The 14213-nt window shown below is 70.4% G+C and carries 15 protein-coding genes; 4 read left to right on the top strand and 11 right to left on the bottom strand.

Annotation, left to right across the window (positions count from 1 at the left end; all coding sequences use genetic code 11):
- Nucleotides 1-23 precede the first annotated feature (23 nt).
- The 4 genes from RBJ77_RS13975 to RBJ77_RS13960 form a co-directional block, all read right to left on the bottom strand.
- The gene (locus tag RBJ77_RS13975; protein ID WP_372345301.1) at nt 24-1244 is read right to left on the bottom strand and encodes an alginate lyase family protein; all 1221 of its coding nucleotides are present in this window, start codon (nt 1242-1244) and stop codon (nt 24-26) included.
- 206 nt (nt 1245-1450) lie between these two features.
- On the bottom strand, nt 1451-2218 hold the full coding sequence (locus RBJ77_RS13970; protein WP_255970483.1) for a DUF3710 domain-containing protein: 768 nt from the start codon (nt 2216-2218) through the stop codon (nt 1451-1453).
- Between the two features lies 1 nt (nt 2219).
- The gene (gene dut, locus RBJ77_RS13965) at nt 2220-2732 is read right to left on the bottom strand and encodes a dUTP diphosphatase (protein ID WP_372345300.1); all 513 of its coding nucleotides are present in this window, start codon (nt 2730-2732) and stop codon (nt 2220-2222) included.
- On the bottom strand, nt 2729-3313 hold the full coding sequence (locus RBJ77_RS13960) for a PaaI family thioesterase (RefSeq protein WP_255970481.1): 585 nt from the start codon (nt 3311-3313) through the stop codon (nt 2729-2731). The genes dut and RBJ77_RS13960 overlap by 4 nt, the downstream gene beginning before the upstream one ends.
- Nucleotides 3314-3371: 58 nt before the next feature.
- Here RBJ77_RS13960 and RBJ77_RS13955 point away from each other — a divergent pair, with 58 nt between their 5' ends.
- The gene (locus RBJ77_RS13955; protein WP_372345299.1) at nt 3372-3821 is read left to right on the top strand and encodes a DUF3093 domain-containing protein; all 450 of its coding nucleotides are present in this window, start codon (nt 3372-3374) and stop codon (nt 3819-3821) included.
- 26 nt (nt 3822-3847) lie between these two features.
- On the opposite strand, the gene RBJ77_RS13950 is transcribed toward RBJ77_RS13955, so the two are convergent.
- The 4 genes from RBJ77_RS13950 to RBJ77_RS13935 form a co-directional block, all read right to left on the bottom strand.
- Nucleotides 3848-4801: a hypothetical protein gene (locus RBJ77_RS13950; protein WP_372345298.1), complete on the bottom strand. Its 954-nt coding sequence runs from the start codon at nt 4799-4801 to the stop codon at nt 3848-3850.
- 13 nt (nt 4802-4814) lie between these two features.
- Nucleotides 4815-5111, bottom strand: coding sequence for a DUF4193 domain-containing protein (locus RBJ77_RS13945; protein WP_018535993.1), 297 nt, complete (start codon nt 5109-5111; stop codon nt 4815-4817).
- A gap of 426 nt (nt 5112-5537) precedes the next feature.
- Nucleotides 5538-6779 (bottom strand): sensor histidine kinase, encoded by a 1242-nt coding sequence (locus RBJ77_RS13940; protein WP_372345297.1) that lies wholly within the window; start codon nt 6777-6779, stop codon nt 5538-5540.
- A gap of 7 nt (nt 6780-6786) precedes the next feature.
- Nucleotides 6787-7440, bottom strand: coding sequence for a response regulator transcription factor (locus RBJ77_RS13935; RefSeq protein ID WP_372345296.1), 654 nt, complete (start codon nt 7438-7440; stop codon nt 6787-6789).
- 326 nt (nt 7441-7766) lie between these two features.
- On the opposite strand from RBJ77_RS13935, the gene RBJ77_RS13930 reads away from it, so the two are divergent.
- A complete protein-coding gene (locus tag RBJ77_RS13930; protein ID WP_255970462.1) occupies nt 7767-7940 on the top strand; it encodes a hypothetical protein in 174 nt (57 codons plus the stop codon).
- Between the two features lie 96 nt (nt 7941-8036).
- Here the strand turns inward: RBJ77_RS13930 and RBJ77_RS13925 are convergent, their stop codons facing one another.
- Both RBJ77_RS13925 and RBJ77_RS13920 read right to left on the bottom strand, forming a co-directional pair.
- Nucleotides 8037-8852, bottom strand: a complete 816-nt coding sequence (locus RBJ77_RS13925; protein ID WP_255970459.1) for an inositol monophosphatase family protein — start codon at nt 8850-8852, stop codon at nt 8037-8039.
- Between the two features lie 9 nt (nt 8853-8861).
- Complete coding sequence (locus RBJ77_RS13920) at nt 8862-10001, bottom strand: ferrochelatase (protein ID WP_372345295.1); 1140 nt, start codon at nt 9999-10001, stop codon at nt 8862-8864.
- 155 nt (nt 10002-10156) lie between these two features.
- Here RBJ77_RS13920 and RBJ77_RS13915 point away from each other — a divergent pair, with 155 nt between their 5' ends.
- Nucleotides 10157-11410 carry an MFS transporter gene (locus RBJ77_RS13915; RefSeq protein ID WP_372345294.1) on the top strand — a complete coding sequence of 418 codons (1254 nt, stop codon included), beginning with the start codon at nt 10157-10159 and terminating at the stop codon, nt 11408-11410.
- A complete protein-coding gene (locus RBJ77_RS13910) occupies nt 11361-12689 on the top strand; it encodes a D-arabinono-1,4-lactone oxidase (protein ID WP_372345293.1) in 1329 nt (442 codons plus the stop codon). The genes RBJ77_RS13915 and RBJ77_RS13910 overlap by 50 nt, the downstream gene beginning before the upstream one ends.
- A 27-nt stretch (nt 12690-12716) precedes the next feature.
- Here the strand turns inward: RBJ77_RS13910 and RBJ77_RS13905 are convergent, their stop codons facing one another.
- Nucleotides 12717-13952, bottom strand: a complete 1236-nt coding sequence (locus tag RBJ77_RS13905) for a hypothetical protein (protein WP_372345292.1) — start codon at nt 13950-13952, stop codon at nt 12717-12719.
- Nucleotides 13953-14213 lie beyond the last annotated feature (261 nt).

Here is a 14213-nt window from a genome sequence, read left to right as displayed (position 1 = left end):
GGTCGAGACCGGTTACGGGCCCGCTAGCTCGGGTTCTCGGCGTGGGTCAGCGTCTCCCAGGCCACGAACAGGTTGTTGGACCCGGCGGGCCGCTGCTGCTCGGTGAGCTTCTGGGTGTTGGTCATGGCCGTGCCCAGGCGGGTGTGCAGGGCGTTGTAGCCGACCTCGGTGACCGGTCCGAGGCCGCGCTTGACGGTGCCGCCGCACAGCGAGCTCGGCGGCGCCTCACCGAGCTCGTACTTGGACTGGAAGCCGAGCGCCTGCCGCAGCCGCTCGCCGACGTCGGTGCCGTACAGGTCCTGCCCCTGGATGCGGCTGGTCTCGGCGATGTGCGAGATGGCCGAGATGCCGTATCCGGTGTGCGTGAAGTCGCGGCAGGTCTCCTGGGTCAGTCCCGTCACGAAGGTCGACTGGCCCTGCCAGTAGTTGACGATCTTCTCCTTCGTGTCCAGGTTCTGGCTGGGCACGGTCTTGGGCAGCGCGCCGTCCGAGGACAGGTACACGTACGCGGCCGTGCGCGTCCGGAACTTGGCCATGGCCTTGTCGTAGGACGTCTTGTCCTCCAGGAAGACGGAGATGCCGACGGCGGCCTCCATCATCGACAGCTCCCAGTTGCCGTTGGAGTTCGAGCCGTTGATGACCTTCGGCAGGTAGACGTCGCGCAGCATCGTCCGGAGGCGGCTCTCGTTCGCCCAGCCGCCGGAGTACGTGTACTTGATGATCTCGGCGGCCTTGGGCCAGGAGGAGCCGGCCCAGCCGGTCTGCAGAGGCGCGTTGCTGTTGGTGTGCTCCTTGATCGTGCCGGACCAGGCGTCCATCAGCGCGATCGACTTCTTCGCGTACCGCTCGTCGCGGGTGAAGTACCAGGCGAGCGCGTCGGTGTACGCGGCTATCGCGTCCTCGCGCTCGTCGGTGCAGCCGTAGTTGGGGTTGGAGTACGAGCCGCACTCGACGGTGGCACGGGGCTTGGGCGTGCGGTTCAGGTCGGCGTACTTGCTCGCCAGCATCTGGTCGAGGGCGCCCTTCCAGGGCTGCGCCCCGGCGTCGGCCTTGGCCTTGGCGAAGTCCAACTGCCCCTTGGAGACGGTGACTCCGGGGTGGGCGAAGGTCGCGGGCGCCGCGTCGGCGCGGTCCGCTCCCGGCCAGGCGACGACGCCGGCGACCAGGGCGGTGACGGCGGTGGCGAGGGTGGCAAGCAGGGTGGTGCGCGATCGTCGGTGACGAGCCTGCATGGTGGGGGCCATCCGTTCTCGTATGTGAACGCGGGGCGCCGATGTGAACCACGGCGCTGGCCGGTGACCCTAGGTACGGACCAGCCTTCCGTCAAGTACTGAGAAAAGAACGGCAGTTGAGGGACCACGGGGAACACCGGGAGCACGGGCAACGAAAAGCCGGGGGCCGCGCACCCCTGAAGGATGCGCGGCCCCCGGCCACGTACGAACGAGCTGTGTCAGCGGACCTCGGTGATCTCCGGGCCGCGCTGGAGCTGCCCCATGCCGCCGGAGAAGCGCGAGCTCTCGTCGGAGGCCTGCGTGGTGCCCTCGGCGACCATCTGCGCGTCGTCCGGGAGCTTCAGGACGATCGGGTCGCGCGGGGCCATCGGACCCTCGCCGCGCACGACGACCGTGTCCCGGAAGATCTGCTCGAGCAGGCCGGCCGCCTGCGGCTGCACGGCGCCCTGCCCGGAGATCACACCGCGCAGGAACCAGCGGGGGCCGTCCACGCCGATGAAGCGCACCACCTGGAAGCCGCCGGTGCCGTCCGGCAGCTGCACCGGCACCTGGGCCCGCAGCTCCCAGCCGAGCGAACCCTCGACCTCGTCGATCACACCACCCTGCTGGGTGATGCCCGTGGCGATCTCCTCGCGGACCTCGCCCCAGATGCCCTCCTTCTTGGGGGCGGCGAAGGCCTGCAGCTGGACCGCGCTGTCCTGGAGGACGACGGTCGCCGCGACGATCGCGTCACCCGCGACCTCCACCCGCAGCTCCATGCCCTCCACGCCGGGGACGAAGAGTCCGCCCAGGTCGACCCGGCCCTCGCCGGGCTCACGGACCTCAGAGGCGTCCCAGGGACCGTCGGGACGCGGCTCGGGCTCGAGCCGCACGCGCTCCGGCTCACCCTCAGCGTCCGCGTCGGCACTGTCGACGACCTGCTCGGCCTCGCCCGCCGCGTCCACTGCGTCCTCAGCGGAGCTGTTCTTCTTGCGACGTCCGAACACGTCACTGTCCTTCCCGGTCGGATACGACCGAAGCGTATCGATTCCCACCCTTTTGACCGTCCGCGCCCACGGCGGCATGCCCGCCGGTGGACCCGAAGCCCCCCTCGGCCCGCACCGAATCGGGAAGCTCCGCGACCTCCTGGAAGCGGACCCTCTCGACCTGCTGGACGACCAGTTGGGCAATCCGGTCGAAGCGCTCGAACCGCACGCTCTCGCGCGGGTCGAGATTCACCACGATCACCTTGATCTCCCCACGGTACCCGGCATCCACCGTCCCTGGGGCATTCACCAGAGCGACACCGCAGCGTGCGGCGAGACCGGATCGTGGGTGCACGAAGGCCGCGTACCCCTCGGGCAGCGCGACAGACACTCCGGTGGGCAGCACGACGCGCTCCCCCGGAGCGAGTTCGCACGCCTCCGTGGTGCGCAGATCGGCCCCCGCGTCGCCCGGGTGCGCATACGCGGGAAGCGGTACGTCGGGGTCGACGCGGCGGATCAGCACGTCAAGCGTCACGGGTTCACCTCGAAGGCACGCGCACGCCGGACCTGGTCCGGGTCGCTCATGGCCGCCTGGATCTCCTCCGGGCGTCCGTTGTCGATGAAGTGGTCGACCTTCACCTCGATGAAGAGGGCGTCGGCACGGACGGCGACGGGCCCGTCGGGGCCGCCGATCCGGCCGGTCGCGGTCGAGTAGATCTTGCGTCCGGCGACGGCGGTGACCTCGGCGGACAGGTGCAGAACGGTGTCCACCGGCACCGGCCGCACGTAGTCCGTCTCCAGCCGCCCGGTCACGGCGATGGTCTGGATCAGCCAGTTCAGGGAGCCGAGCGTCTCGTCCAGCGCCGTGGCGAGCAGACCGCCGTGCGCCAGGCCCGGTGCGCCCTGATGAGCGGCCCGGACGGTGAACTCGGCGGTGACGCTGACACCCTCGCCGGCCCGCGCCTCCAGATGCAGCCCGTGCGGCTGCTCGCCGCCACAGCCGAAACAGTGTCCGTAGTGCGCGCCGAGGAGCTCACCGGGAGCGGGCGCGTCGGGGTGCCGTACGGGCGCTATGGCGTCGGCCGGGGGCGTCAGAGCTGCTGAAGTACCACTCACAGGCGCAGACCTTACCCGCGCGTCCTGAGGGTTCACGCATCGTGCCAAGCTTGAGCCCATGGAGCACTCGACGACGCCTTACGAAGAACGCCTCACCGCACCGCGCGCGTGGTGGCTCATCACGTTCCTGGTGGGCGTCGCGTGCGGCATCATCCTGCTGCCCTTCGGCACGCTGCCGATGCTCGGGGGCTTCGTCGGCGGTCTCCTCGTGGCGGCCGTGATCACCAGCTCGTACGGCTCGATCCGGATCCGCGTCGTGGCGGACTCGCTGGTCGCGGGCGATGCGAAGATCCCGCTCTCCGCCCTGGGCGACGTCGAGGTCCTGGACCCGGAGGAGGCGCGCGCCTGGCGCACGTACAAGGCCGATCCGCGCGCCTTCATGCTGCTGCGCAGCTACGTGCCCACGGCGGTCCGGGCGAAGATCACGGACCCGGCGGACCCGACGCCGTACGTCTACCTCTCGACGCGCGAACCTGAAGCTTTGGCAAAGGCTCTGAGCCGGGCCTGAGAGCCGGCCGCCCGGAAGCCCGGAACTCAGCCCTCGATCTCCAGGGCGTCCTTCGGCGTGGGCAGGGCCGGCAGCTCGCCGAGCGCGTCCCACGAGACCTGCAGGTGCCGGAGGTCCTTGCGGACCCGGTCGGCCAGCTTCTTCGTGTCGCGCCGGTTCATGACCGCGCCCACGGCCGCGCCGACCATGAACGGCGTCAGGCTCGGCAGGTTGCGCACCGTGCGCTTCATGATCTGCTGCCGCAGCTCGCGCTTCATCTGTCCGCCGAGCGCGACGTTGACGGACATCGGCTTGGTGACCTCGATGCCGCGCTCCTGCGTCCACGAGGTCAGATAGGCGCTGCTGCGGTCCTTCAGATTGCCGGCGGGCCGCACTCCGTAGACCTCGTGCAGCTCGGCGATCAGCTTCAGCTCGATCGCCGCGACACCCGTGATCTCGGCGGCCAGTTCGGTCGGCATCGCGGGCGGTACGGGCAGCATCGCGGCTGCTCCGACTCCCGCGCCCACCGTGGACGAGGCCATCGCCGCACCGGCGACGAGCTTGTCCGCGATCTCCTCGGGGCCGAGCCCGGGGAACTGCTTGCGCAGGGTCGCGAGGTCCCGGACGGGAACCCGCGGCGCGTTGTCGATGATCCGGTCGGCGAGGTAGCCGATGCCGGCCTTGGCGGCGGCGCCGCTCTTGACCATCCCCGTTCTCGCGACGGTGCCGCTCTTGCGCACACCGTCCCTGACGGCGGTCACCCGCCGTCTCGTCGTCTGCGCCCTGGTCTCCACGGCGGCGCTGTCGGCGTCGTGCGGGAGCACGATGCCGGCCGCCTCCAGGTCGCCCGTCACCTCGCGGTCGTCCGCCGATTCGAGCGAGGCGTCTTCACGACCGGAAGAGCCTCGCTCGTCGTCACGCACGGCCTCTGACGGGCCTTCTGCCGTCCCTCGGAGCTTCTTGAGGGAACGGCGCTTCCAGGGCGGGGTCGAGCCAGTCATGCCCGACCCTGCCTCAGTCGCAGTCGCGGCAGATCGGCTGCCCGTTCTTCTCCCGCGCAAGCTGGCTGCGGTGGTGCACCAGGAAGCAGCTCATGCAGGTGAACTCGTCCTGCTGCTTGGGCAGGACGCGGACGGCCAGTTCCTCGTTCGAGAGGTCTGCGCCCGGGAGCTCGAGGCCCTCGGCCGCCTCGAACTCGTCCACGTCGACGTTCGACGCGGACTTGTCGTTACGCCGTGACTTCAGTTCCTCAATGCTGTCTTCGTTGAGGTCGTCATCGGTCTTGCGTGGGGTGTCGTAATCCGTTGCCATGTCGCTCTCCCCCTCTGGGTGTCTGCGGTGTCTCAGCGCACGTAACGCATGAGAGGCCGGACTTGTGCCCGACCTGAGGCGGAGATTTTGCCTCACATCAAGGTCTGTTACTCAATCGACACCCAACCGGACCCCTCATGAGTGATCGGCTTGGGTGGCGAACGGGACCGTACACGGTCCGATTGACGCACTGCACGGGCGCCACCCCGTGTACTTCCCGTGATCAAGCTGCCCGAAAACCCGGATTTTCCCGGCTTTCCGGCGACTTTGGCGATCACGGAGAGTAGATGGCCGGAAATTCGCCCATGTGATCGATCACACACGGCCTTCCCGGGCGCAGGTCCCGAAAATTCCGCTAAAAGCGAACTCCTCAGCGCGTCGGCGGAAGCATGTCAGATCCGCACGCGGCGTGCACCTTGAACCGACCTAGATCGGCAGGGTGACGCGCATCACGAGCCCACCCCCCTCGCGCGGCTCGGCGCTGATCCGGCCGCCGTGGGCGCGCGCGACGGACCGGGCGATGGACAGACCGAGGCCCACGCCCTTGTCGCTGCCGGTGCGCTCCGTGCGCAGCCGCCGGAACGGCTCGAAGAGGTTGTCGATCTCGTACGCGGGGACCACGGGGCCCGTATTGGCGACCACCAGGACCGCCTGGCCGTGCTGCGCCTCGGTGTCGACCTGGACCCAGCCCCCTTCGGGGACGTTGTACCGGATCGCGTTCTGTACGAGGTTCAGCGCGATGCGCTCCAGGAGGACGCCGTTGCCCTGGACGACCGCTTCCTTGCGCTCGCCGCGGATCTCCACGCCCTTCTGCTCGGCCTCGGCCCGGGCCTGGTCGAGCGCCTGGGAGGCGACCTCGGCCAGGTCCACGGGCTTGCGCTCGACGATCTGGTTGTCGCTGCGGGCGAGCAGCAGCAGGCCCTCCACGAGCTGCTCGCTGCGCTCGTTCGTGGCGAGCAGCGTCTTGCCGAGCTGCTGGAGCTCCACGGGGGCGCCGGGGTCGGAGAGGTGGACCTCCAGGAGCGTGCGGTTGATCGCGAGGGGGGTGCGCAGCTCGTGCGACGCGTTGCCCACGAAGCGCTGCTGCGCCGTGAACGCCCGCTCCAGGCGGTCCAGCATCTCGTCGAAGGTGTCCGACAGCTCCTTCAGCTCGTCGTCCGGGCCGTCCAGCTCGATCCGGCGGGAGAGGTCCGTGCCGGCGACGCGGCGCGCGGTGCGGGTGATCCGGCCGAGCGGCGACAGGACGCGGCCCGCCATCGCGTAGCCGAAGGCGAAGGCGATGATCGCGAGGCCGAGCAGTGCCATCAGGGAGCGGCTCAGCAGCACGTCCAGGGCGTGCTGGCGCTGCTGGTTGACGCAGTCGCTCAGCGCGCTGTTCAGCTCGCTGGCGGGGATCCTCGTGCCGTCCGGGATGTTGCAGACGTTGCTGGAGACGGTGCCTTCGACGATCTTGAACGGGAGCTCGCTGCCCACGTTCAGGGCCTGGGCCGCCAGCAGGTAGATGATCGAGAGCAGCAGGATGCCCGCGATCAGGAACATGCCGCCGTACAGCAGCGTGAGCCTTATGCGAATGGTGGGGCGGAGCCAGGGGAAGGGGGGTTCGACCCCGGCTCCCGGCTTCCAGGTCGGCTTCGGTGGCGCCTTGGGCGGCGCGGGGGTGGTGGCCATGGAGCGATCAGATCCGGTATCCGGAGCCCGGCACGGTGACGATGACGGCGGGCTCGCCGAGCTTGCGGCGCAGCGTCATGACGGTGACGCGGACGACGTTCGTGAACGGGTCCGTGTTCTCGTCCCAGGCCTTCTCCAGGAGCTGCTCGGCGGAGACGACGGCGCCCTCGCTGCGCAGCAGCACCTCCAGGACGGCGAACTCCTTGGGGGCGAGCTGGATCTCCTTGCCGTCGCGGAACACCTCGCGCCGGTTCGGGTCGAGCTTGATCCCGGCGCGCTCCAGGACGGGCGGCAGGGGCATGCTCGTACGCCGCCCGAGGGCCCGGACGCGGGCCGTCAGCTCGCTGAACGCGAAGGGCTTGGGGAGGTAGTCGTCGGCGCCCAGCTCCAGGCCCTCCACGCGGTCGCTGACGTCGCCGGAGGCGGTCAGCATGAGGATGCGGGTGGGCATGCCCAGCTCGACGATCTTGCGGGCGACGTCGTCGCCGTGGACGACCGGGAGGTCGCGGTCGAGGACGACCACGTCGTAGTCGTTGACGCCGATGCGCTCCAGGGCGGCCGCACCGTCGTACACGACGTCGACGGCCATGGCCTCCCGGCGCAGTCCGGTGGCCACCGCATCGGCGAGCAGCTGCTCGTCCTCGACGACGAGTACGCGCACGTCGCTAGTCCTTCCTCTGGTCACCCGCGGGCATCGTTCGGGCGCACGCGAGCAGGTCCTGTCATGGGTGTGAGTCACCATCCTGCCCCTTTCGGCCATAAACCGGCTGTAAGGCGGTCAGGCGTCCGGGGAATACCGGGATTTTCTCGGGGGGTTGAGGTTTCCGCGGAACGGAGCGGGGGGAGGACGGCCTTACACCCGCGATCACGCTTTGTATGTGGCGTGCCACGAACCGCTTACCGCAGGGCGGCTCGAGACGTGATCGCCCCTTCCACAGGGCACACCCCCGTGCCACGACCCACGACCCAGGACGAGGGGGCGCAACCATGGACGCATTCACCGCAGGACTTCTGCAGCGCATAAAGGCGGCCGAGTCCGACCTGACGCGGGCGCGCGAGAGCGGCGACGACTTCCTTGCCGAGGTCGAGCAGGGCGAGCTGGACGACCTCCACCGCCTTGCCGCCGAGCACGGCGTGGAGATCCACGCCTCGAGCGTCTGACACGCACCACGAAGGGCCCCGGCACCTGTTCGATCCAGGCAGGTGCCGGGGCCCTTTCGCGTGCGCGGGTCCCGCGCGGGCGGTGCGGGGTGCCGCTCAGTCGTGCCAGGCGCCGAGCTCTTCCAGCCACTTCTGGAGCGGCTCGAAGAGGCCGGGCGGTGCGGCGATGGTCAGCTCGGGCGACACGGGCTCGCCGGGACGGCCGCCGGTGAGCGCGCCCGCTTCGCGCGCGATGAGGTCGCCGGCCGCGAAGTCCCAGGGGTTCAGGCCGCGTTCGTAGTAGGCGTCCATGCGGCCCACCGCGATGTCGCACAGGTCGATCGCGGCCGAACCGCCGCGCCGGATGTCGCGCACCTTGGGGATCAACTGCCGTACGACATCGGCCTGGTGGACGCGGCGCGCCTCCAGGTAGCCGAAGCCGGTGCCGACCAGGGCCTGCTCGAAGGGGGGTGCCACGCGCGCGTGGGCGGGCCGGTCGTTCACGAAGGCGCCCTGGCCGAGGACGGCCCGGTAGGTCTCGGCGCGCATCGGCGCCGCGACGACGCCGACGATCGTCTCGCCGTCCTTGCGGGCCGCGATGGAGACGGACCAGTCGGGGCGCCCGTAGAGGTAGTTGACCGTGCCGTCGATGGGGTCGATCACCCACTGGACGCCGCTGGTCCCCTCGCGGCTCGCCCCCTCCTCGCCGAGCACCCCGTCGTCGGGGCGGCGCTCGGCCAGGAAGTCCGTGATCAGCTTCTCCGAGGCGATATCCATCTCGGTGACCACGTCGACGGCGCTGGTCTTGGTGGCGGCGACACCGAGGTCGTCCGGGCGGCCGTCGCGCAGGAACGCGCCCGCCCGGGCGGCCGCCTCCAGGGCGACGTCGAGCAGTTCGGCCTTGAGGGCGTCGAGGGTCTGGGGGTCGGTCACGTGGCGTCCTTACGCGTACGGGCTGTCGGCGCCCGCGGCGGCGGGCTTGGCGGCGCGGGCCGGGCAGCAGCCCACCGGGCACAGGTCGTGGCTCGCGCCGAGCGTGCCCAACGCGCACGGCGTGACGTTCCTGCCGCTCTCGCTCGCGGCGCGCTCCAGGATGAGCTCCCGTACGGCGGCGGCGAAGCGGGGGTCGGCGCCCACGGTGGCGGAGCGGCGCACCGGAAGGCCGAGCTCCGCCGCCTTCTCCGTGGCCTCGGTGTCGAGGTCGTAGAGGACCTCCATGTGGTCGGAGACGAAGCCGATGGGCGCCATCACGACCGCGGGGACGCCGGCGGCGTGCCGCTCCTCCAGGTGGTCGCAGATGTCGGGCTCCAGCCACGGGATGTGCGGGGCGCCGGAACGCGACTGGTAGACGAGCTGCCAGGGGTGCTCGACGCCGGTCTCCTCGCTCACGGCGTCGGCGATCAGCCGCGCGACGTCCAGGTGCTGCTTCACGTACGCCCCGCCGTCCCCGTGGTCCGCCACGGGGCCCGAGGTGTCGGCCGCCGCGTCCGGGATGGAGTGCGTGGTGAACGCGATGTGGGCGCCGGCCCGCACGTCGTCGGGCAGGTCCGCGAGGGACGCCAGGACGCCGTCGATCATCGGCCGGACGAAGCCCGGGTGGTTGAAGTAGTGCCGCAGCTTGTCGATCGTCGGCAGCTCCAGGCCCTCGGCCTCCAGGGCGGCCAGCGACTCCGCGAGGTTCTCCCGGTACTGGCGGCAGCCCGAGTACGACGCGTACGCGCTGGTCGCGAGGACGAGGATGCGGCGGTGGCCCTCGGTCACCATCTCGCGCAGGGTGTCGGTCAGGTACGGCGCCCAGTTCCGGTTGCCCCAGAAGACCGGCAGGTCCAGGCCGTGGTCCGCGAAGTCCTTGCGCAGGGCGTCGAGCAGCGCCCTGTTCTGCTCGTTGATGGGGCTGACCCCGCCGAACAGGAAGTAGTGCTGTCCCACTTCCTTGAGCCGCTCCTTGGGGATGCCCCGCCCCCGCGTCACGTTCTCCAGGAACGGGACCACGTCGTCGGGGCCCTCCGGCCCTCCGAACGAGAGCAGCAGCAGGGCGTCGTAGGGGCGGGCGGTGGACGTGGCAGCGTGCGCTTCTGGCATGTGTTCGATCCTGCCACCCGTCACTGACAGGCGGAAAACTGCCATGCCGCCCACTTCTGACACGCGTAAGCTGTATCAGCCACGTTTACGCCTTACCCCGTGTGCCGCTTCCCCCACGCCAGACCTCTTGCGCCTGACCGCCCTCCGGAGTCCCGTTGCCCAGCCCCTACCGCGCCATATTCGCCCTGCCCGGCACCAAGAGCTTCTCCGTGGCCGGGTTCCTGGGCCGGATGCCCCTGTCGATGATGGGCATCGGGATCGTCACGATGGTCTCGCAGCTGACCGGGCGGTACGGCCTGGCCGGTGCCCTGTCGGCGACGGTGGCCCTGTCCGCCGCGGCCATCGGGCCGCAGATCTCCCGGCTCGTCGACCGGCACGGTCAGCGGCGGGTGCTGCGCCCGGCCACCCTGGTCTCGCTCGTCGCGGTCTCGGCGATGCTGCTGTGCGCGAAGTACGAGGCGCCGGACTGGACGCTCTTCCTGAGTGCCGCGTTCATCGGCTGCGTGCCGAGCGTCGGCTCGATGATCCGCGCGCGCTGGGCGGTCCTGTACGGCGACGCCCCGCGGCAGCTGCACACCGCGTACTCCTTCGAGTCCGTGATCGACGAGGTCTGCTTCATCTTCGGGCCGATCATCTCGATCGGCCTGTCCACGGCGTGGTTCCCCGAGGCGGGCCCCCTCCTGGCCGGCTGTTTCCTCGCGGCCGGTGTCTTCTGGCTGACCGGGCAGCGCGCCACCGAACCGGCGCCGCACCCGCGCGAGCAGCACGGTGGCGGATCCGCGCTCCGCGCGCGCGGGTTGCAGGTCCTGGTGGCCACGTTCGTCGCGACGGGCGCGATCTTCGGGGCGGTCGACGTGGTCACGGTGGCCTTCGCCGAGGAGCAGGGGCACAAGTCGATGGCGAGCGTGGTGCTCGCCGTGTACGCGGCCGGGTCGTGCGTCGCCGGTGCCGTGTTCGGGCTGCTGCACTTCAAGGGGGCGCCCGCGCGCAGGTGGCTGGTGGGGGTCGTCGCGATGGCCGTGAGTATGATCCCCCTCCAACTGGTCGGGAACCTGCCGTTTCTGGCCGTGGCGCTCTTCGTTGCGGGCCTGTCCATCGCGCCGACGATGATCACGACGATGGCCCTCGTCGAGCAGCACGTACCACGCGCGAAACTGACCGAGGGCATGACCTGGGTGAGCACCGGACTCGCGGTCGGTGTCGCGCTCGGTTCCTCCGTGGCCGGCTGGGTGATCGACGCCGCCGGCGCGAAGGCGGGGTACGGGGTGCCGGGGGTCTCCGGCGCCGTCGCGGTCCTGGTCGCGTTCCTGGGGTACCGCCGGCTGAAGCAGCCGGTTCCGCAGCGGGGAGGAACTACCGATGAGCACGGCGCACACGGGCAGCACGAAGAGCGGCGAAGCGTGGCGTAACTGGGCGGGGAACGTCACCTCCCGCCCCGTACGCGAGGTGACACCCGCATCGGTCGAGGAGCTGACCGCGGCCGTGCGCCGGGCCGCGGAGGACGGGCTGAAGGTGAAGGCCGTCGGCACGGGCCACTCCTTCACGGCGGCCGCCGCGACCGACGGGGTGTTGATACGCCCTCAACTGTTGACCGGCATCCGCACCGTCGACCGGGAGAACGGCACGGTCACGGTCGAGGCCGGCACCCCGCTCAAGCGGCTCAACCTGGCCCTGGCCCGTGAGGGTCTGTCGCTCACGAACATGGGCGACATCATGGAGCAGACGGTCTCCGGCGCCACCAGCACCGGCACCCACGGCACCGGCCGCGACTCGGCCTCCATCGCCGCGCAGATCAAGGGTCTTGAACTGGTCACGGCGAGCGGTGAGGTGCTCACCTGCTCCGAGAAGGAGAACCCGGACGTCTTCGCGGCGGCCCGCATCGGCATCGGCGCGCTCGGCATCGTCACGGCCATCACCTTCGCCGTGGAGCCGATCTTCCTGCTCACCGCGCGCGAGGAGCCGATGGCCTTCGACCGGGTGCTCGCGGACTTCGACGAACTGCACGCCGAGAACGAGCACTTCGAGTTCTACTGGTTCCCGCACACCGGCAACTGCAACACCAAGCGCAACAACCGCAGCGCGGGCCCCGAGGCCCCGGTGTCCAGGATCAGCGGCTTCGTCGAGGACGAGCTGCTGTCCAACGGCCTCTTCCAGGTGGTCAACTCGATCGGCCGGGCCGCGCCCGCCACCATCCCGGCCATCGCCAAGATCTCCAGCAAGGCGCTGTCCGCCCGCACGTACACCGACATCCCCTACAAGGTCTTCACATCTCCGCGCCGGGTGCGCTTCGTGGAGATGGAGTACGCGGTTCCGCGTGCGGCCCTGGTGGAGACGCTGCGCGAGCTGAAGACCATGGTGGACCGCTCGAACCTGCGGATCAGCTTCCCCGTGGAGGTCCGCACGGCCCCGGCCGACGACATCGCGCTGTCCACGGCCTCCGACCGCGACACGGCCTACGTCGCGGTGCACATGTACAAGGGCACGCCGTACCAGCGGTACTTCACGGCCGCCGAGCGGATCTTCACCGCTCACGAGGGGCGCCCCCACTGGGGCAAGGTGCACACGCGCGAGGCCGCGTACTTCGCGGAGGTGTACCCGCGCTTCGCCGAGTTCACGGCGCTGCGCGACCGCCTGGACCCGGACCGGCTGTTCGGCAACGCCTACTTGCGCCGGGTCCTCGGCGACTGATTCCTGCCCGGCTTCCTGCCCGGCTTCCTACTCGGCCGGGGTCTGCTGCTGCCCCGCCCCCGTGTCCGCGCCCGCCCCGCCCGCGCTCTGCGACGGGGTCGGCGTGGGCGTCGGGGTCGGCGACGTACCGCTGTCCCCCGAGCCGGAACCGGAGCCGCTGTCCGCACCGCTGTCGGACCCGGAGTCCGAGTCCGAGCCGGTCCCGGTGCCGGTGCTGCCGCTCGGCGTCGGGGTGGGCGTCGCGTTCCCGTCCGTGGACGAGCCGTCGCCGTCCTGCCGGGTGCCGCTGTCCGAGCCGGTGCCGCTGTCGTCGGAGGGCTGCTGCGAGGTACTGGGGGCGGGGTCGCTGTCACCGGAGGACCTGTGGCCGGTGAAGGCCTCCCGGAACGAGGTCGTGCCGCTGTCCCCGCTGAAGCTGTGACCGGAGACGAGCTCGTAGGTGGTGATGCCGCCCATCGTCACGCCGAACACGACGGCCGCGGCGATCAGGGGCCGCTTCCAGCTCTTGACACGGGACCGGTGCACGGTCCCGTCCGTGAACTCTTCGGTGAACTCGTCGGACGGGAGCGGGGGTTGCCGCGGCTCACCGACCGGGCGCAGCACGCGCGTGGCCTCGTCGACCGCCTCGGCCCTGAGGAGTTGCGTCTTCTCCGGATCAGCCGTGCCCGGCGCGCCCAGCACGTGGGTCTTCTCCGGGTCGTCGGGCAGGAGATCGGCCACGGCGCCGGTGTCGAGGAGCTGGGTGCCGTCGTCGGCGCCGGATATGTGGCCGGGTACGTGCTCGGCGACGGACAGTTGCGGCAGCGCCGTCGTCGCCTCGGCGTCCGCGGTGGCCGGCGTCCCCCAGGTGATGGTCGTCGGCAGGGCGCCGGTGGCGGGGCGGGCGGTGGGCGGCTCGGCGCCCGTGACCATGGCCTTCGTCGCGTCCATCGAGGTGTCCGAGCGGAACGTGCGCGGCACCGGGCGGCCCTCGGCCGTGACCGGCACCTGACGTCCCTTCGGCTTCGTCTGCACCGCGACGTCGCGTATCTGCTCGCCCGTGCGCTTGAAGAAGTGCTGGAAGAGGGTGCCGCCGCTGGTCGCGAGGGCGCTGACCACGCCCGCGCCCAGGATCGTCCCGTAGACGCCGAAGCTGGAGGCGAGTTTCGCGGCCACGACGGCGGCGACGGCACTGCCCGCCACCTGAGGCACGCTCAGATCCAGCCGCTTCTTCTCCTTGGGCCTGCCCTGATCGTCCTTGGAGTTGTCCGGCTTCTCGCCCATTTCCGGCCCTTGCCTGCCTTTCTCGACATCTGCATGCATTTCACAGCGAAGCTCACGAGGGTACGTGAACCTCCTGTGTCACACGAGAAAGGGACGTATGACCGAAGCCCTTGGTTCCGCTTCTGCAGATTTCGTGAAGCACGCCACGTGGATCCCTCACGAATCGGGCGCCGCGCGACGACGCCCCGTACCCAACTCCCGTCCCCTGTGAGAAGTTCGGCGGCGTGCCGATCCACGCAAGTGGCCCGAATGGAGTACTGT

Origin of the sequence: Streptomyces sp. KL116D (assembly GCF_030766975.1) — a bacterium.
Classification (GTDB): Bacteria; Actinomycetota; Actinomycetes; order Streptomycetales; family Streptomycetaceae; genus Streptomyces; species Streptomyces longispororuber_A.
Note: the sequence above shows the minus strand (reverse complement) of the source record. Positions and strands in the feature narration are given on the sequence as shown.

What these genes read in the sequence shown, in the direction of transcription:
- RBJ77_RS13975 (WP_372345301.1), bottom strand. Translation starts at nt 1,244, where the DNA reads ATGGCCCCCACCATGCAGGCTCGTCACCGACGATCGCGCACCACCCTG.
- RBJ77_RS13955 (WP_372345299.1), top strand. Translation starts at nt 3,372, where the DNA reads ATGGAGCACTCGACGACGCCTTACGAAGAACGCCTCACCGCACCGCGC.
- RBJ77_RS13950 (WP_372345298.1), bottom strand. Translation starts at nt 4,801, where the DNA reads ATGACTGGCTCGACCCCGCCCTGGAAGCGCCGTTCCCTCAAGAAGCTC.
- RBJ77_RS13945 (WP_018535993.1), bottom strand. Translation starts at nt 5,111, where the DNA reads ATGGCAACGGATTACGACACCCCACGCAAGACCGATGACGACCTCAAC.
- RBJ77_RS13940 (WP_372345297.1), bottom strand. Translation starts at nt 6,779, where the DNA reads ATGGCCACCACCCCCGCGCCGCCCAAGGCGCCACCGAAGCCGACCTGG.
- RBJ77_RS13930 (WP_255970462.1), top strand. Translation starts at nt 7,767, where the DNA reads ATGGACGCATTCACCGCAGGACTTCTGCAGCGCATAAAGGCGGCCGAG.
- RBJ77_RS13920 (WP_372345295.1), bottom strand. Translation starts at nt 10,001, where the DNA reads ATGCCAGAAGCGCACGCTGCCACGTCCACCGCCCGCCCCTACGACGCC.
- RBJ77_RS13910 (WP_372345293.1), top strand. Translation starts at nt 11,361, where the DNA reads ATGAGCACGGCGCACACGGGCAGCACGAAGAGCGGCGAAGCGTGGCGT.
- RBJ77_RS13905 (WP_372345292.1), bottom strand. Translation starts at nt 13,952, where the DNA reads ATGGGCGAGAAGCCGGACAACTCCAAGGACGATCAGGGCAGGCCCAAG.